The organism is Bacillus sp. C1, from assembly GCF_054570475.1.
Genome location: NZ_JBTMZT010000002.1, coordinates 398,386 through 416,364, shown reverse-complemented (window position 1 = coordinate 416,364; position 17,979 = coordinate 398,386). Strand labels below are relative to the sequence as shown.

The 17,979-nt window shown below is 36.1% G+C and carries 14 protein-coding genes and 4 pseudogenes; 4 read left to right on the top strand and 14 right to left on the bottom strand.

What is annotated here, in order from left to right:
* Positions 1–260: 260 nt before the first annotated feature.
* The gene (locus ACX5JI_RS08625; protein WP_459500665.1) at positions 261–944 is read right to left on the bottom strand and encodes a hypothetical protein; all 684 of its coding nucleotides are present in this window, start codon (positions 942–944) and stop codon (positions 261–263) included.
* Positions 945–1,288: 344 nt separating this feature from the next.
* On the opposite strand from ACX5JI_RS08625, the pseudogene ACX5JI_RS08620 reads away from it, so the two are divergent.
* Positions 1,289–1,479: pseudogene (locus ACX5JI_RS08620) on the top strand (hypothetical protein); the annotation flags it as partial.
* Here ACX5JI_RS08620 and ACX5JI_RS08615 read toward each other — a convergent pair.
* The 10 genes and pseudogenes from ACX5JI_RS08615 to ACX5JI_RS08570 form a co-directional block, all read right to left on the bottom strand.
* Positions 1,445–4,795, bottom strand: a complete 3,351-nt coding sequence (locus tag ACX5JI_RS08615) for a trifunctional glycoside hydrolase family 18/polysaccharide deacetylase/glycosyltransferase family 2 protein (protein ID WP_459500664.1) — start codon at positions 4,793–4,795, stop codon at positions 1,445–1,447. The pseudogene ACX5JI_RS08620 and the gene ACX5JI_RS08615 overlap by 35 nt on opposite strands.
* Before the next feature lie 140 nt (positions 4,796–4,935).
* Positions 4,936–5,019 (bottom strand): annotated as a pseudogene (locus ACX5JI_RS08610) (IS6 family transposase); the annotation flags it as partial.
* An 8-nt stretch (positions 5,020–5,027) separates the two neighbouring features.
* Positions 5,028–6,296, bottom strand: coding sequence for an anti-sigma factor domain-containing protein (locus tag ACX5JI_RS08605; protein WP_459500663.1), 1,269 nt, complete (start codon positions 6,294–6,296; stop codon positions 5,028–5,030).
* Positions 6,289–7,012, bottom strand: a pseudogene (gene sigI / locus ACX5JI_RS08600) (RNA polymerase sigma factor SigI). The gene ACX5JI_RS08605 and the pseudogene sigI overlap by 8 nt, the downstream one beginning before the upstream one ends.
* A 65-nt stretch (positions 7,013–7,077) precedes the next feature.
* Positions 7,078–7,365 (bottom strand): hypothetical protein, encoded by a 288-nt coding sequence (locus tag ACX5JI_RS08595; RefSeq protein WP_459500662.1) that lies wholly within the window; start codon positions 7,363–7,365, stop codon positions 7,078–7,080.
* 317 nt (positions 7,366–7,682) lie between these two features.
* A pseudogene (locus ACX5JI_RS08590) lies at positions 7,683–8,367 on the bottom strand (RHS repeat domain-containing protein); the annotation flags it as partial.
* A 254-nt stretch (positions 8,368–8,621) separates the two neighbouring features.
* Positions 8,622–9,008, bottom strand: coding sequence for a hypothetical protein (locus ACX5JI_RS08585; protein WP_459501058.1), 387 nt, complete (start codon positions 9,006–9,008; stop codon positions 8,622–8,624).
* A 396-nt stretch (positions 9,009–9,404) separates the two neighbouring features.
* Positions 9,405–10,937, bottom strand: coding sequence for a fatty acid--CoA ligase family protein (locus ACX5JI_RS08580; protein ID WP_459500661.1), 1,533 nt, complete (start codon positions 10,935–10,937; stop codon positions 9,405–9,407).
* A 210-nt stretch (positions 10,938–11,147) separates the two neighbouring features.
* Positions 11,148–12,137 carry a lipoate--protein ligase gene (lplA, locus tag ACX5JI_RS08575; protein ID WP_459500660.1) on the bottom strand — a complete coding sequence of 330 codons (990 nt, stop codon included), beginning with the start codon at positions 12,135–12,137 and terminating at the stop codon, positions 11,148–11,150.
* A gap of 9 nt (positions 12,138–12,146) precedes the next feature.
* A complete protein-coding gene (locus tag ACX5JI_RS08570) occupies positions 12,147–12,881 on the bottom strand; it encodes an MBL fold metallo-hydrolase (RefSeq protein ID WP_459500659.1) in 735 nt (244 codons plus the stop codon).
* Positions 12,882–13,082: 201 nt separating this feature from the next.
* On the opposite strand from ACX5JI_RS08570, the gene yhfH reads away from it, so the two are divergent.
* Positions 13,083–13,211: a protein YhfH gene (gene yhfH, locus ACX5JI_RS08565; RefSeq protein ID WP_000567010.1), complete on the top strand. Its 129-nt coding sequence runs from the start codon at positions 13,083–13,085 to the stop codon at positions 13,209–13,211.
* A 40-nt stretch (positions 13,212–13,251) separates the two neighbouring features.
* On the opposite strand, the gene ACX5JI_RS08560 is transcribed toward yhfH, so the two are convergent.
* On the bottom strand, positions 13,252–14,265 hold the full coding sequence (locus ACX5JI_RS08560; RefSeq protein WP_459500658.1) for a LacI family DNA-binding transcriptional regulator: 1,014 nt from the start codon (positions 14,263–14,265) through the stop codon (positions 13,252–13,254).
* 187 nt (positions 14,266–14,452) lie between these two features.
* Here ACX5JI_RS08560 and ACX5JI_RS08555 point away from each other — a divergent pair, with 187 nt between their 5' ends.
* Together ACX5JI_RS08555 and ACX5JI_RS08550 are read left to right on the top strand one after the other, a co-directional pair.
* Positions 14,453–15,394, top strand: coding sequence for a helix-turn-helix transcriptional regulator (locus ACX5JI_RS08555; protein ID WP_459500657.1), 942 nt, complete (start codon positions 14,453–14,455; stop codon positions 15,392–15,394).
* A gap of 95 nt (positions 15,395–15,489) precedes the next feature.
* The gene (locus ACX5JI_RS08550) at positions 15,490–16,014 is read left to right on the top strand and encodes a DinB family protein (protein WP_459500656.1); all 525 of its coding nucleotides are present in this window, start codon (positions 15,490–15,492) and stop codon (positions 16,012–16,014) included.
* A 482-nt stretch (positions 16,015–16,496) separates the two neighbouring features.
* Here ACX5JI_RS08550 and ACX5JI_RS08545 read toward each other — a convergent pair whose 3' ends face one another.
* Entirely contained in the window at positions 16,497–17,165 is a 669-nt protein-coding gene (locus tag ACX5JI_RS08545; RefSeq protein ID WP_459500655.1) for a sulfotransferase family protein, read from the bottom strand.
* A 170-nt stretch (positions 17,166–17,335) separates the two neighbouring features.
* A complete protein-coding gene (locus ACX5JI_RS08540; protein ID WP_459500654.1) occupies positions 17,336–17,758 on the bottom strand; it encodes a YfmQ family protein in 423 nt (140 codons plus the stop codon).
* Positions 17,759–17,979 lie beyond the last annotated feature (221 nt).

Sequence of the window (17,979 nt, the reverse complement as noted above, 5' to 3'; positions counted from 1 at the left end):
GTAAAAAACACCATAAGAGCCCGTTTGCATGTTCCACCTTTGTTTATATACAATAAAAATAAGATATGAAATAGACGATCCGTAAGATATTATTATAATGGCTGGAGTTATAAAACTTTTTATTATTGAAAGATTCACAGAAAAACCTTCCTATGAATCCAATGACCAAAAATTCCTAATATCTTATACCCTAAATTTTTACAAGGTTAATTGGTTGCACTGTTGTCGCTTAAATAGACAAACCATTAAGCTATACATGTTTATACATGAGTATGCGAACGTCTTTTTTGTTTTGCCAGTCCCTCAATAATATGAGTAGCCGGCATATATAATAATTGGGCTGCTGTTGAAGAGGTGATGCCAGCAAATGGATACTTATCTTGATAACAAAATGAATCATATACAATCTCATTCAGTTGAATCGCCTGATATTGTCTTGTCCATAGTTTATTAGAGATTTTATTGGTACATGCTGTGATAATATTTGATTGATTCTCCACCATTAATGTTAAAGCATGAGAAATGAGCATATTGATAGCGCTCATGATTCCTTTTCCCATCCATTTTGGATGACAGGCTCCCATATCAAAATAAATCAAGTTTTCCTTAGGTAATCGTAAAAATTCTGCAGATTTTTCTTCTAACTCTGCTAATAGTTGCAAAATGGGTGCGACTGGTGGACATATTTGAATTGCCGCTTGTTTATCAATTAACGGGCTCTCTGCTTTTCGACATAAAATGACAGCCACCATTTCATCGTCCTTCCTAGCTACCCATGACATCTTTTGCTGAATAGCTTGTTCCACCATTTCTTCACATATTTTCTTATAGGGAGATAAGGGAACTTGTATATAACTTACTAATGGCTCATTCTGTACAAAGGCTGTTGCAATCAACTCCGTTGCCTCTTGTATATGTTTTTTCTCTAACAACTCAATTTTCATATTGGACTCCCCTTTTCTGGATTCAAGTTAGGCGATACCCTATTACAACAAGTAGTTGAAGTTCCCTAGACATTAAGAACCCACCATCGATTTTTTGTTTACTATCAGTTTTTTCCGTATAATTCTATCCACTGTAATGCATTAATAGTTTATATCTCATATTCCCCTTAATAAAAACGGACTACATACATATCATACGGTTCCATCTACTTTTTTTGTAATTGATATTTACTCATTTACATTGAGAAATAAAAAAGGAGGCCCTGGAGAAGCATTTGAACTACAAAATGCTTATATTGATTATAAACAACAATTGTTTGCACGCGTCATTGTTAATAAATTAACAGCAAAACACCCAAGAAATGACAAAGATCTTCCCCCTTGTCCACCTACTACAAAAAAATAGGCAGAAATCTCATCAATATGAGAAAAAACAGTCTTTGATATTATGGGTGTTGTCTATGGATTGGAAAAACAAAGAGAGCAGATTGTCCGCTCTCTTATGATGCCTCATTATATTCAGAGGAATGCTTAACACTCCCCTTTCTCTTTAGTTTATTCCATCCTACCGCTACCCCACGAATAGATGAAAATACAGATTTAATTACAACATAAGTCATAAATTGACGATAAATAAAGCGTTGTAAAATTAGCCAAACTAATGGTTTAGGATTCTCCTTCTCTAATTTAAATGCAAAAAGAGAAGCAAGAAGATCTATTACAAAGAACACAAAGTAAAACCCTAAAACTTTTAGAGGGTTGCTACCAAATAGCCCCATAATCATTAATATATCCGCTAAAGGAGCGATAAATTGCAGGACATACTGGAACACCCACATATTAGGTAATGCAACATACCCTAATGTTTTATGCTTTGGATTAAGTAACGCCTTTCGATGCTTCCAAAGACATTGGAGTGTGCCATACGTCCAACGATATCGCTGTTTAATGAGACTTTTCACATCTTCAGGTGACTCCGTATACGCATAGGCTTTTTCTTCATATACAATTCTATGCCCTTGACGTAAAAATGTTATAGTAAGATCCGTATCTTCTGCAAGTGTATCTTCACTTAAATATCCAGATTCAAGTACATTCTTTTTACGCCATGCTCCAATGGCTCCAGGAACTACTGTAATGCAATGCAACTCATCAAAAGCTCTGCGTTCTAAATTAAATCCTGTAATGTATTCAACATGTTGCCAAGTGGTTAACAAATTTCGTCTATTTCCCACTTTGACATTGCCTGAAACCGCTGCTACATTATGATCTTCAAAGTGTCTGATCATTAGAGAAATAGCATCTTGCGCAATAATAGTATCCGCATCTAAAGTGACAATGATTTCTCCCCGTGATTTTTGAAATCCTAAATTCATTGCGGATGATTTCCCACCGTTTTCCTTCTGAATTAAATGAACTTTAGGGTGTTTATGGAATGCTTCTTGAATTACTTTTGACGTACCATCTTTCGATCCGTCATCAACAACAATAACTTCAAACTCACTATAATCACTATCCAAAATTGAGCGAATCGTCTTGGTTATAACCTTCTCTTCATTATATGCTGCTATCACAACACTCACGAAAGGTTGATAAGACGAATTAGTGAACAAACGAGCCTTTGTTTTTCTTTTTTGCTTGAATGCAAAATAAATTAAAAATAGAAATCGGAAAATCCCTAATCCAATAGCAATATAAAAAATGGTTGTTAAGAGATGCTTAAAATATCCCACTCCAGAAAAAACAGCTTTATTGTAAAGTAAATATTGCTTATCCCCAGAAGAAACAGAAGGCATAACTTCATCCCGTTCTTTATTCATTAAATCTGAAATTGTTACAAAACTATATCCATGCTTTTTAAGATCTTTAATAATAATTGGCAGCGCCTCTACCGTGTGGGCACGATTCCCTCCTGCATCATGAAGAAGAATAATATTACCCTCTCCCTTATAAATAGGAGTCACAGCACGCTTTACCAATTCATTTGTTGATGGCGTCGCCCAGTCCTCAGGATCAACTTTTTCTGCCACCATTGTATAGTTCATCTTTTGCGCACGCAAAATAGGTAATATTTCATTTGATGACTCTAGTTCAACATCTGCTTCATATGGTGGCCTAAATAAAACCGTAGAATGTCCCGTTATTTCCTGAATTAGGCGCTGAGTTGTATTCAACTCTACTTTTGTTCGTAGTAAAGACGTATCAGCTACGTTAGGATGCTTGAATGTATGATTGCCAATTTCATGCCCTTCATCGTATATTCTTTTAACAATACTAGGATTGAGTTGAGCGTTTTCACCAAGTATAAAAAAGGCAGCTTTTATTTTCTGCTCTTTTAATATATCTAGAATTTCCGGTGTGTATTTAGGATCTGGTCCATCATCAAATGTTAGTACAACTTGTTTTCCTTTTGGTTTTCCGTAGCGCTGCACTTGATATGCAGATGGTAGTGATTGATACACTTCCTCTGTAAGATAACCATCTTTTCCTACTTTAAAATCTCTCAATCCATTTTTTCTTTCATTCTCAATCTGTAAAATTTCACCTTGTCCAGAATAATTCACTTCATCTAAACTAGTGATCTTATGTAATGCATCAGGATTTTTTTGGACCTCAATAGGATTTTTTAAAGCTTTCCATACAGTAGGATCTTCTGCTCCTAGTCTCCATAATGCAAATCCCTTTGCATTGTTGTTCATTGCAATTTTCACTTGATTATAAAGAGTAACACCATCTAAGAACCAAGCAGTATGTTCTTTCACTCCTTTTTTATATCGAAAATAAGGGTTTCCACTGCTCTTATCCCATTGAATTTTTATATTTGAATCATGAGCCATTGTCATAACTTCTGAGAAAGTTAAAGACTTCGCAGGTTTCCCGCCCTTCACTTCCCAATCATATCCATAATTACCAAAAGCAACTATAAGTTTATCAGAAGGAATGTCTAGTTTATTGAGCGTATGTTCAAACCATTTATTTGAAGCAATTGGTCCTGGTGTCCCTGCCCCATAGTGCTCATCGTACATCATTACAATCATGCGATCTATGAGTTTGGCTAATGCACCATAATCAAATGCCTTATCATTAGCAGGTACATCTTGCGTAACAAGCAAATGATGTTTATGAAAGACTGTAGTAAGTTCTTTCATAAAATTTGTTAATTTATCTCTATCACCTTCAGGTATTGATTCAAAGTCAATATTAATACCCGCAAATTGATTCTCTTCAATTCGCTTTACTAAATCATTAATAAACTTAGTCTTTACATGGTCTGGAGCATTCAGTAACTTATGAATAAGTTCACTATCAGGCCCAGAAGCTTTTTGAGTAAAGTTAGTAAGTAAAGGCATAATTTTCACATCATTCTTTTTTGCTAACTTTACAATGTCAGGCTTAATCTCACTACTAATTGTTAAATCTGCTTTTAAGTGATACCATTCTGGTACTAACATGGTTAATGAATCGATATTTTCTTTTAAAGAAGCAGTACTATTTTCATCCCAGTTTACATAAAAACCATACACTTCTTTAGGTTGTTCGCCATTGCTTGCTGTACTCCCTGAATTTTCATTATTTTTCATTTCGATATTAGGTTTAAATTCGTCCTTCTTTAACTGCTGGTCGCTGAGTTTTTGATTAATAGGTACAAGTTTAGTATCTTGCTTTACAAAAGGATTCATATTTGGAATTTCTGGTGTTGAAAAAATACTTCGAAAGAAAAAATAAAATACAATACTTACGCTAACTATTAAGATACATAGAAACCAACTGAAAGCTATTTTTCTTCTTCCTTTTGGGTCATAAAAAACAGGTTTTGAGTTATCTTTCTCTTGTTGAATTTTTTTCTCCATTATATTTTTATATGCTCCTTTTCTTCTTATTTTCTAAGTACAAATGCAAACTATTTTAATAGATAGACCTTCTTCTAGGGTTTTGATGCGGAAATAGCTTAATAGGAATATAGAACAGTAATTTCCTGTTAACTTTAAGATTAAACGACTAATCTAAATAACTTATGAATGACTTCAACCTCATTTTGGGCAGATTTCACCCTCTGGTGAAATTGCCCTTTTCTTCAATATTCTATGGGTTTTTCTTTTCTTTCTCCTGATGTTGCGCGGTAGGAACGTTGTTTTCTCCTTTTTTATGCCCGTTGTTCTCGTTTATATTTCCTTTATTTTCTTGTTTATGACCTCTACCGTTGTTTTCTTGCTGAGACTCTTTATTTTCTTGTTTATTCCCTCTACTGTTGTTTTCTTGCTGAGACTCTTTATTTTCTTGTTTATACCCTCTACCGTTGTTTTCTTGCTGAGACTCTTTATTTTCTTGTTTATTCCCTCTACCGTTGTTTTCTTGCTGAAACTCTTTATTTTCTTGTTTATTCCCTCTACCGTTGTTTTCTTGCTGAGACTCTTTATTTTCTTGTTTATTCCCTCTACTGTTGTTTTCTTCCTGAGACTCTTTATTTTCTTGTTTATTCCCTCTACCGTTGTTTTCTTGCTGAGACTCTTTATTTTCTTGTTTATTCCCTCTACCGTTGTTTTCTTGCTGAGACTCTTTATCTCCTTTTGATTGCTTTTGTTCTATTTGCTCTTCATACTTTTCTTCTTTTACAAGAGGCAAGTTCGATGATGCATCCGATGATGATTCTAGTTGCGAATGTACCTCCTGATTAGACGGCTGTACAGGAGGAGTAAGCGATTTCTTCTTCTCATTCTCTTGCTTTATATAGACACCTGTGCCGACACCTGCTTTCTTGGCATTCTCTCTCACTTGCATCGTACTGCATTGATATACGACTGTAACATGTTTTGTCTCATACTCTTTCTTTAATCCTTGCATAACCTTTTCCAACTGTGATTCTAGCGATTTTTCCTTTGTAACAGCTGTTAACATAACTTGCTTTTCATTCGTTAAGTATCCATCCTCTTGACTTTGCTTTACAATGGTACGTATTACGTCTTGCAAAGGTTCATTTTTCCATCTTTTCATTTCTTTTAAAATGCGCTTTCCATCATCATTACAGGCTCGCAACTCTATAACACGAAAATCCTTTGTTACACTCGCCTCTAAACTTGGATTAATATCAATTGAGACATAAGCGGATGCTTTTTCTTCCGATTGGTTGTAGAAAAACAGAAACACACATAGAAAACAAGCAACAAGTAATGATACAGGCTTTAAGAGATACGGGATTGAAAAACGCGGTACTCTTTGTTCTTGTTCATTAAATGAGATTTCCTCTCCAATCATATAAGAGTGCGATTTTCTTTTAAACGTAATAAACTCTCCATCTGAAGTTAAAACAACTACGCTATGTTTTTTTATCTCCATCACAATCCCTTTATTCATCATGCTTCCCCCCCTCTTATATAATCAAGAATATATGTATAGTTGTTTGCATAGATAATACACATTGCAATGATGTACTTTCTATGCCGCTCCAACGTTTTACGACTTACCCTGACACGCGGTTCAATATATTTAAGCGGTAACTTTTTCTTTCGGAACAGCTCTTCCATCATTTCCTCTTCTTTTATAATAATCTTTACAATTTCTATTAAGTGCTCACGTGTATCACGATGCTTTGGAGATTCCTTAGCAAGCTCTGAAAATGTGATTTTAAACTCAGCTAGTACAATTTGAAAATGAAGAATTTCCTCCTTACGGTTACTGTTTTCCATCTCTTTCATATACTCCGTAAGCGATACTTGCATTTCTACCATTTCCTCTTGCTGGTCTTCTTTTAAAAAGACGAGATTATGCTTAGACTCCTTGCGTATATAGTCAATTACATCTCTTTTTATAAGAAGCTCAGCAAACGCTAGAAAAGATTTTCCTTTTTTATATGAATACTGTTCAATTGCTTGATTAAACGCAAATAATCCAATGCTATATTCATCATCCTGTTCCGTAATATACCGGCTGCAGACAGACGAGATTGATTTCCGAATAAAAGGCTGATACTGTGCGATAAAAGCTTCCTTATCTCCCCCGTTGTTTTGTATGTTAAATACAATATCTTCTATTTTCGTTTTTTTTATGATCTTCATCACTAAACTCAACACTAGTAATCCTCCTCCCTCCTTTTGCTTCAAATAGCAAAATGGTCACTAAAGAAGTGACCATTTAATCACATTTTCTTACTACTTTTCTTTGCACCTGTCTTCTCGCTGTTCTTCATGCCTTGCGTTACTGACTTTTTTACAATTGTCTGATTATACTTTTCTGTGTGATCCTCTTGATTTGATTGCTCATGCTTCTCCTGAGAGACAACCAGTTTATGTGCTAGTTTTGCTGGAGTTACTTCTGCATTTTGATTTGCTTTCTTATTTTCTTTTGCAATAACGGCTGCTTCTTTTTCTTCTTCATCAGAAGGCTTATCTACTTTTTCTAAATCTTCCATGACTTGTTCAGACAATAACTTTGCTTTCTTCAATATATATATTCGAAGGAAATAGAGATTTTATGGGGGTCAAAAAAGAGTTTTTTATAAAAATAGATAAATAATTTTTTCATAGATTCATATGTAAAAAATACTCGTATTCATTTTATCTCGCTATTCGCGGACAGTAAAACCCATTTCATACTTTATGAGCAGCTCGACCTTTTGTTAGTTAATTTCCGCCAGTACCATTATATGCCTTTCTTGCTACTTTAAGTGCTCTGTAAGAAACGCCTCCCACACCGCCTATAAGCTCCTAAGACTGCACCCAGCCAACCGAACCTACATGCATAACCGAGATCAGGGTCTACTGAGATGAATACACCGTGATCTGGATTGTAGTAACGTGCAATCAGGTAGTACATCCCAATCTCTTTATCATACATATATCCCGCATATCCAAATGGATTCTCTGCTGCGATACCTTTCGCGTCACTCTTTAAGACATTACCCCATGCGTCGTCATATTCATAACTTGCGACAACTTGTCCACCTTGGTCTGTCATCGCAATGACATCACCGCGTGGGTTGTAGTGGTAGTATACCGTTTCTCCTTGGGACTTCATCGCAAGACGGATGCCGTCTACAGAGTAGACATATTGACGAAGGACATCTCCATCTGTTTCGTATAACGGGTTGATGCTGTCACCGTCATGGTAATAACGTCAGCTTATTATCTACATCGTACTCGAAAAGATTCTTTTGTGTTTTCCCACTAGCTGTTACGAATTTTTCTGTCGTATCGCCATTGTCATCATAGCTGTAAGAGACAGATGTACCGTTTGCGAGTGTTGTTTTTGTTAATTGATCATCTTCATTATACGTGTAAGACTTTTTGTTGTCTTTTTCATCTGTTTCGCTTGTTTTATTTCCATACGTATCATACGCGAACGTATTTTTTCGGTTCTCTTCATCGTATGTTGCGGTGATAAAGTTTCCATCTGCATCATATTCTGTTTTCGTTAAATGGTTTCCTTCCCAAGTGCATCCGTCACACCAACTAGGCGATTATTTTCATAGCCGTATCCACGCAAAATAATAGAAGCCCTCTCCTCTATAAAAGAGACGAAGACTTATGCTTTCACGGTACCACTCTTATTGTTAAACTCTCATTTAACCACCTAATAAGATAACAGTCTTAATTATGAAAGAAGGATCAATCAAACTTATAAATCTAGGTTTTCTTAATCCTTCCTTGTGGAGTTTTAATCCCTCTGTTTTGCTAGCATGATTTATTTCAATTTCAATCTCGCTAAATCATGTTGTAAAGCGTTATTTCCTTCTTGCGGATCAAATTCTATCGCGCTGAGTCCAAAAACATTTGTAACAACATCGTTGTCCGAAGGATGAGATATTCTTACTTCATAGGTGAAAAGTCCAGCAGGCAGAGCTGCTGATCTAAATGATCTAGATTGATTAGGAGCTAGTGTTTGCGACGAAGGATCTACCAGCGGTATAACAATAGGTGAACCTGATGACCAATCGAACATTTGAACACTTACTGTACGAAAATCATCTGGATCAACATTCATAGCGTCAAAAGTAAGAAATAGAGTACTAGAGTGTCTGCGTAATACGCCTGTTGATAAAATATGACTGTGATTATGACCCATATTCATTCTTCCTTTCATTTTCAAATTAGGACAAGTAGTCCTTACAATATAAAATGTTTCTAAAGAAAAAATGAAACGGATAAAAGCGAAATTATAATTTATTTAATGGAATATCACAAGGTTTTCTGTATTGAACCATCCATCAAAGAAAGCTAAAAAAACACAGAGGTGAAAAATCTCTGTGTTTCTTCAAGTTCCATTTGTATTTCATTAAAAATAATTTTACTCATTTCCTGTACCTCACTTTTATCATTGTTTCCAAGTATAACGAGGATTGAATGTAAAAATACAGAAAAACCCCGAATGATGGACTTTTTTAAGTGCCCACGATTCGGGGTGTAGTTCATCATAAGATACGTTTCCTCTTTATTTTAAACAAGATGAACTTTTTTCTCATATTTCCTACACTTGCATTGCCTTCTCTCTCAAAGCTCTTCGCAACAATTTCCCTGTCGTATTCTTCGGCAATTCCTCTAAAAACTCGATGCTCTTTGGCACTTTATATTTTGCAAGGTGTAAAGAACAGTACTGTGTTAACTCTTCTTCTGTTACCGCACGATTTTTTAACACAACGTACGCACGTACAGCTTCTCCTAAGTTTTCATCTGGAACGCCAATCGCAATAACTTCTGCAACTGCCTCATGTTCGTATAATACTTCTTCTACTTCACGAGGGTATACGTTATAACCACCGACAAGGACAATATCTTTTTTACGATCCACAATATAAAAATAACCTTCCTCATCCATCTTCGCTAAGTCACCTGTATATAACCATCCATCACGGAGCGTTGCCGCTGTGTCTTCCGGTGCATTATAATATCCTTTCATTACATTGGGACCGCGAACAATTAATTCGCCGACTTCACCTACGGGTACTTCTTCGCCAAGTTCGTTGACAATTTTGTTTTCGACATGCCAAATGTTCGTCCCAATTGATCCTGGTTTACGCGGACGATCTAACGGATTAAAACACGTAACTGGCGAAGCTTCTGATAAACCGTATCCTTCTGAAACGATGACACCAAAACGATTTTCAAAATTTTTCAAAAGGGCAACAGGCATAGAAGCTCCGCCCGAAATACAAAGACGAAGCGTCTTAACATCTTCTGCGCTCGCTTCTTCATATAAGAATAAATAATTATACATCGTTGGTACGCCAGCAAAGATCGTCGGTTCATATGTACGACAAATACGAAATACTTCTTTTGGACTAAACTTTGGTAACATTAAAATCGTTGCGCCGTTCACAATCGGTGCATTCACAGCAACTGTTAAGCAAAACACATGAAACATTGGAAGTGCCGCAACCACGCGGTCATTCTCTGTATATTGTAAATATGCGGCTACGTCGTTCGCATTACTATATAAATTTTTATGTGTAAGCATCGCACCTTTCGGTTTTCCCGTTGTGCCTGAAGTGTATAAAATGACAGCTACATCTTCTTCATCTAGCTCAGGGCCTTCATAAAACAGGTCACCGGTTCCGGTTAGACTCGTAAACGTTTTCATTTTTTCTGTTTCTGCATGATTGAAATCTGATGAGGTTTCACATATGATGATATGTTCAAGAGAAGGAAGTCTTGGTGTAAGAGATTGTATAACAGGTAGAAGAACGTCAAGTGTGATGATTGTTTTTACATCTCCATTTTGTAAAATATAATGCATTTCGTCTGCTGTATAAATTGGATTAATCGGAATGACAGTTGCGCCAGCCTTCATCGTCCCATATAAGCCAACTAAAAAATGTGGTGAATTTCCAACAATTAATGCGACATTGTCCCCTTTTCCAATGCCCATTTTTGCTAAATTACCAGAAAACCTCGTGACCATTTTGTTTAATTGGTCATACGAGACCGACTGATCCATAAATATATAAGCCGGTTTCTCTCCTTTCTTTTTTGCTGTTTCAGCCAAAGATTTAACGAGATTCACATAAACCCCACCTTTATAAAATTTAGAAAATTTAAACATTCTAAATACATTATATTAAAAGAAAATTCAAGTGGCAAGTAGCATTTGAATAATTGCATATAAATGAGCATTCATTCATTTTGCTTCTTGAAGCTATACGTATTGTTTTTATGCGCTTTTTTGTAATAAAATAAGAAACAGTCATACGTATCATATGACTGTTTTTACCAATTAAAAGAACAACGCTAGGAAATCTTCTTTCGTTATATTACCAAAATAGCGTGTTATCTCTACATCTTCTAACGCTTTCGCAAACGCTTCTTTATCAAACTGTACGCCTGTTAAACGCTCTTCAATATCATGAACATCTAGAGCGCCGAAGAAATCACCGTATACTTTACATTCCGTAACGGTTCCCTTTGTTACTTCTAGGCGAACATCAACTTGTCCAACTGGAAAACGGTGTGAGTGTTGTAAGTTGAACTTAGGAGACTTCCCGTAGTTCCAATCCCAATTACGGTAACGTTCTTCAGAGATTTTGTAGATTTCTTTCCAATCCTCTTCTGTTAATTCATATGTTGGAATTTCTGTTTCTCCTTCAAAAATTGTCTCAAGAAGAAGCTTTTTAAAGTCTTCCGTCGTCATTTTTTCATTCAGGAATTCCGTAATGTTTGCGACGCGGCTACGAATTGATTTAATTCCTTTCGATTGGATTTTATCCATTTTCACTTTCAGTGCCGATACAACATGATCAATTTCAGAATCAAATAGTAATGTACCATGACTAAACATACGGCCTTTCGTTGAAAACTGCGCATTACCTGAAATTTTTCGGCCTTCGGCTAAAATATCATTACGGCCGCTCAGTTCCGCATTTACACCTAATTTTCCAAGTGCTTTCGTAACAGGTTCTGTGAACTTTTTAAAGTTATGAAAACTATCGCCATCATCTTTCGTAATAAAGCTGAAGTTTAAGTTTCCTAAATCGTGATATACAGCACCCCCGCCCGATAAACGGCGCACAACGTGAATACCTTTTTCTTTCACATAATCTGCATTAATTTCTTCAACTGTATTTTGGTTTTTCCCAATGATAATAGACGGTTCATTAATATAAAACAATAAGTACGTTTTATTAATATCTAAATTTTTCACACAGTATTCTTCAATTGCTAAGTTAATTGTCGGGTCTGTAATCCCTTTATTATCAATAAATAACATGTTATCACCTCATGAATTCCAGACGTAACCGCTTTGTGCAAGCGTAATACGGCCGCTGAAAATTTGTTTTGCTTCTTCTACTAAATCAGATAGGTTTCCTGTATGCGGCAAGTGCGTTAATAGAAGTTCTTTTACATTTGCATGCTTCGCAATGTCCGCCACTTCTATACTATTCATATGCCCTGCTTTGGCAGCTTCTTGATGTGCATACATATTACACTCACAAATAAATAAATCTGCCTCTTTTGTAAACGGAATAAATTCAGGAATGTAACTCGAATCCGCACTATATACAACTACGTGATCTCCCGCGGTAATACGCATTGCATAGCACGTAACTGGGTGTACAGTTTTTAAAAATGAAATCGAAAACGGTCCAATCTGCAGCGTTTCTTCCGGATTGTACACAATTCCTTTCGTATGTGGTTCATGTGTTAAGGAAGCGAATCCTTGCACATCAAAGCCATGCCCATAAATCGGCAATTGTGGTAATTGTCCCTTTGTCATGCTTGTAATTAATCTTGCATATTGCAATACCCCAATGTCTGCAACATGATCATGATGATAATGTGACAACAGAACTGCATCTATATGAGATGGTGTTATATATTTTTGAAGCTGTGCTAGTACACCACTGCCACAGTCAACAAGTAAACGAAAACCATCGTGTTCAAACAAATACCCCGACGTTGCTTCTCCCGCTTCTGGAAAGCCGCCCCAAAAGCCAACAACAGTCATTTTCATATGTATCCATCCTTTCTAAACCATTCACAATGTAGCCTTCTTCCTTTTAATAAGAAAGATTTTCACTTTCACTACACAGTGTTAACTATAATCCATTTCCTAAACTTTTTCATTCTTTTTCACTTTGTTATAAAACAGTTGTTGACATTATTGATTTGTACTAATACAATGTTAGTAAGAAATGGAAATGGAGGGATTTACATGATCGATCAACCAATGGAATTTTTCAGAAATTTGCCAACAAAAACGTGTGCACATTGCGGGAAGGAAATTGATGAGCAACACGAGGCATATCATAATAAATGTGACGATTGCGTTCACGAAGAATAGTAGTTTCTAAACATAAGAAAAACCTAGCAGACATCGTCTACTAGGCTAATAACATCGTATTTTTCATCGTTGAACCTTTCACCAAGAGCTCCAGTTCAAACTCATACAATTCTTTTTTTCGATAATTTTTCGTATGGATTTTATCCATCATTAAATCAACAACTTTACGAGCCATTTCATCAATTGGCTGTTCAATTGTCGTAATACCCGGCTCTGAAATCTGTGATAAAATCTGGTTATCAAAGCCAACTACAGCTAAATCATCAGGAATGCTCCAGCCATGGCGCTTCGCTTCTGCGATAATTCCAGCTGCAGCTTCATCACCTCCTGCCAAAATAGCGGTAGGATTTTTTTTGTCTTTTAATACATCATGAAATATTCTTTTTCCATCACTCCAAGAGAAAGCGTTTTCAATAAAATCGATCGCTTCTACTTGTTTACTTTGTTCAGTAATGGCACGTAAAAAGCCCATCTTTCGCTGTTGGCTCACTACTTTCGTTTCAGTCCCGCGACAAAAAATAAGGTTACGATAACCTTGTTCTAATACATGCTTCGCAGCGATATAAGCACCTTGCGCATGATCAAATTTCACAGTTGGAATATTTGCTTCTTCTATATATTCATTACATAACACAATTGGACCGTGTTGTAAGTATGGCTCTACATTCTCCCATGGATTCTCAAGTGAACATAAAATAATCCCATCAACTTGTTTCGTTGATAATAGTTGTAAGTACTCCATCTCTTTTTCTGGTAAGTATCTTGTTTGGCATATAATTAGCTTATATTTATGTTCAGAAGCAGCGATTTCAATTGCTTCAATAAATCGACTGAAAAAAGGATTTGTAATCCTTGGAACAAGCACCGCAATTGTTTCTGCTTTTTGTTTCCGAAGTCTTCTTGCTGCAGAATTCGGAACAAAACCTAAATGCTTCATCGCCAATTGAACTCTCTTTTTCTTCTCATCTGACACATACGGATGGTTGTTAATCACCCGAGAAACCGTTGTTCTTGATAACCCCGCTAATTTCGCCACGTCCTCGATCGTTGACACGAAATTCTCCCCCTTTTTGTGAAAACGTTTTCTTAGTTAGATTATATAGTATATTATTGGAAACTGCAATATCGGTTGTTAGGATTTTACTATATTAATATTATACATAGGAAAAAGTCTGTATATGCAGGAAAAACACTTGTCGTTTCCGAACACTCCATTATTACATGAATAAGGATGATGCAGAATGAATCGAACTGATCGTTTGCTTGCTATTCTTATAGAATTACAAAGAACACAAATTGTTACAGCTAAAAGTTTAGCTGAAAAGTTTGAAATATGTAAAAGAACGGTATACCGTGATATGCAAGCTCTTAGTGAGTCAGGCGTTCCAATCTTTTCAATGCCAGGGCAAGGCTATTCTTTAATGGATGGTTACTTCTTGCCACCTATTCAATTGAAGCCAGAAGAAGCTGTAACTCTTCTATTAGGAAGCGATTATGTTGAGAAAAATTTTGATTCTACTTTTTCTCAACATGCAAAATCTGCTAAAGAAAAACTAGACGTCATCCTTCCTCCTGAACAACAGAAGAAAATGAAAGAATTACGAGGAACATTCCGCTTCCTCTCTGGTACTTTTCCTCATCAAAAGCCGGAACAAGAACAACTAGAAAAACAGCTTTTTCTACTGCAAGAAGCAATTCAAGCAGGGCAATGTGTTTCTTTTTCATATCGTAAACCAAATCAAAGCAATAAAACAAAACGTACTGTCCATGCTTATGGTTTAGTCAATATTTCAGGGATTTGGTATATTGTTGCTCATTGCCTTCTCCGGCAACAAATACGCCATTTCCGTTTAGATCGTATGAGTGATTTACAAAAGGAGCAAACATTCTTTCAAAAGCCAGAAGAATTCTATTTACCAGACTACGAGCCAAAGAATAACAGAACTACCACGATTCATTTATTATTTCCTTCCGCTATCGCTCATAAAGTAATAGAGTCTCGTTATTTTTATATCGATACATACGAACAGAAAGAAAATGGGTTTCACGTTTTCTTAAAAACAAGAAGTGTAGATGAGGTATTTCCATGGGTACTAAGCTGGGGGAGTCAAGTAAAGGTGTTAGAACCGAATATTCTTTCTGAGAAAATTCGAGGAGAGGCAAAAAAAATGCTACAGCTTTAATTTTTTTCGTTTACTGCTGACATAATGGTGTCAACATCACCTATTTATAATCATCCTTAAGAACTAAATCTTATATACGAAAAGGAGCTAATACTATGAATTCAAATGTTATTTTAGAGGAATTTGAAAGTTTAGCAATGTATTACATGAACGAATTAGAAAGCTATTCCCTCACGCAACTTAGCGAGAAACCTTCTGAAGATGAATGGTCTCTCGGACAAATGTATAACCATTTACTCGCAGCTTCAAACATGCAATTACACGCGATTGAAAGGTGTACAACTGATTCTAAAGCTATAGATGGCCATAAAACAGAAATGGGAGAAAAAGTATATAAAGCAGGAGCCTTTCCTCCTATCCAAATAAAAATACCGAATCGTCCGGGGTACACACCGGAGAATCCCACAAATAAAGAAACGATTACGCAAGCACTATTACAGCTCGTTGAGAAAATGAAAGAACTTGAACCAAAACTCTCATCGATTCCAAGCGATCGCAAAGTGGAGCACCCAGGCTTTGGATATTTGAATGCCGCAGAGTGGTTTCAACTTGTCTATATGCATTTCGCTCATCACCTTCATCAGAAAGAAAAACTAGATCAACGGATCACACTAAAATGAGGCTGCAGAAAAGACATTTTCCATCCCTTTCAGTTTGTTAGGAAACAGGAGCTAGGGGGCTCCTGTTTTTTGTCGTTTTTTGTTGGTTGGTCGATATCCTTTGTCGAATCGCTGATATATTTCAATTTGCGTTGATATATTGTGAGAAATGGTCGATATATTTGAAAAATCGCTGATAAAGTGAAACTTTAATCAGTGGGGGGCTTCATCCCCACTGATTATTAGTTGAACCAATCGGGCATTTACGAGCAGCCCGACTCCCACCTATCTTCCTTGCATTTCTCTGAATCTTGAGGTGGGAATCTTACTGCCCGTTAATGCAGGGTAAAATTTCATTCACCACTTTATACGAACCCACCTCGTTAAATCACCATGTTTTTCTATAATTTTGGTACATTTCCCTTTCCTTGCAGCCTTCTATAAACATTCTTCCCTATATCCATATGTTTGGAACACAAAGCAATATATTGTCCACGTCTCATTTAAAAGTGTTTTAATTTTTTGTCCAAAAAGCCTTTTACTTTATCAAGGTTGTACGCATCATCGTTACCCATCCTACAATTAATTTGTCGGACAATCCGTTCTGGGCTCTCTAACAATTTATGAAAATTTACATCAAACACATCTTTGTTTTCTTGTTCCAGTTGCTTTCGATAATGTATAAGATTTTCATAATAACGCTTCAAAATATCTCTTGCTTGTTGTTCTTCTCTTTTGTCCCTGGAAGCTAGTGAACGTACTGATTCTTCAAGAGGACGCCACGTAAAGATATACGTAACATCTTTTATTCGATCTAAATGCGGCTTCCATAGATCAAAGGTTAAAATCATTCTAGGGTCTTTCAATCCCCATGCAGGTTTCATTTCCTTATTTAAAAAAGAAGATATATTATTGAAAATCTCATTAGAACACTCCACATTTCCCCTTACAGGTGGATTATCCCACGCAGCACCGAGTGAACGGAGGATTTTATCATTTAATCTTACGAACTCAATATTTTCAAAATAGCCTTTTGGATTCGTAGGTGAAGGTTTGAATACACGATCCCCCATGTGTATTCCTAACGTATGCAACATCCCCGCTGTCGCACTAGATCCGGAACGGTGGGACGATAATATTACAAACAATCTATTTTTCGTGCCAGTCTCCACAGCGTTTCCTCCTTTTTAACATCTCCCTCTATACATTACAGTATGAAAAGATACGGTTGTTCAAGACCTTTTTTTAATACTGGTTTCGAAAGCGGGTTGCGCATATCGTGTACTATCGTCTCTCCATGTTCTCATAAAAAAAGGATTCCCAATATGATTAGGAATCCCTTTTAGACACTCTCTACCGCTACCAGCATAGAACGATTTTGAAGATCTTTAGAACGCAAACTATACCCCACTACTTTTTTCTTATATTGTTTTATTACATCAACATGATCGTCATAACTATACACGGAAAAACGAATATCATTTTTTCCTCTTTTCGTATGAATCACAACTGGAGTTCCGTTACTCTGCGGCGGAAAATAATATTTCTCTAAAAAGATTGCTTCATTAAACTGATCAATAATTTCCGTTTTTTCTTCGCCTTCTAAATATTTTCCAGCAATAGCTACCGTAACGTCTCCCTCATTTAATTGTGGATGCAATTCAAATTTACTAATAAACGACTCCACAACAGAGGTTGGAATACTCGCTACGATTATTTTAAAGGCACCGAAAAGAACTAACATAACTATAAACCATGTCGTCATATTTTCTCATCTCCGTTACAATCTAAATTATATAAATACAAATTGAAAAAAGGACATAAAACCATTCTTTTTAGGTGGGAGAGAGCGGTCAGCCCCTCTTCCTGCCCCATGCCAAGTGAAAACAAAGAGAGAAAATAAGTGTAGTTCACTTTTTGTTCTTCATAGCAGCGGGTTATGTGCCCTAAAATCAAAATGGATTTATATAGTATGCTTATATTTCT

Bases quoted from the DNA above. Each gene is read 5' to 3' on its own strand.
- lplA (WP_459500660.1), bottom strand. From the start codon at position 12,137: ATGTTATTTATTGATAATAAAGGGATTACAGACCCGACAATTAACTTA.
- yhfH (WP_000567010.1), top strand. From the start codon at position 13,083: ATGATCGATCAACCAATGGAATTTTTCAGAAATTTGCCAACAAAAACG.
- ACX5JI_RS08605 (WP_459500663.1), bottom strand. From the start codon at position 6,296: ATGAATAAAGGGATTGTGATGGAGATAAAAAAACATAGCGTAGTTGTT.
- ACX5JI_RS08540 (WP_459500654.1), bottom strand. From the start codon at position 17,758: ATGACGACATGGTTTATAGTTATGTTAGTTCTTTTCGGTGCCTTTAAA.
- ACX5JI_RS08550 (WP_459500656.1), top strand. From the start codon at position 15,490: ATGAATTCAAATGTTATTTTAGAGGAATTTGAAAGTTTAGCAATGTAT.
- ACX5JI_RS08625 (WP_459500665.1), bottom strand. From the start codon at position 944: ATGAAAATTGAGTTGTTAGAGAAAAAACATATACAAGAGGCAACGGAG.
- ACX5JI_RS08615 (WP_459500664.1), bottom strand. From the start codon at position 4,795: ATGGAGAAAAAAATTCAACAAGAGAAAGATAACTCAAAACCTGTTTTT.
- ACX5JI_RS08570 (WP_459500659.1), bottom strand. From the start codon at position 12,881: ATGAAAATGACTGTTGTTGGCTTTTGGGGCGGCTTTCCAGAAGCGGGA.
- ACX5JI_RS08555 (WP_459500657.1), top strand. From the start codon at position 14,453: ATGAATCGAACTGATCGTTTGCTTGCTATTCTTATAGAATTACAAAGA.
- ACX5JI_RS08585 (WP_459501058.1), bottom strand. From the start codon at position 9,008: ATGAATATGGGTCATAATCACAGTCATATTTTATCAACAGGCGTATTA.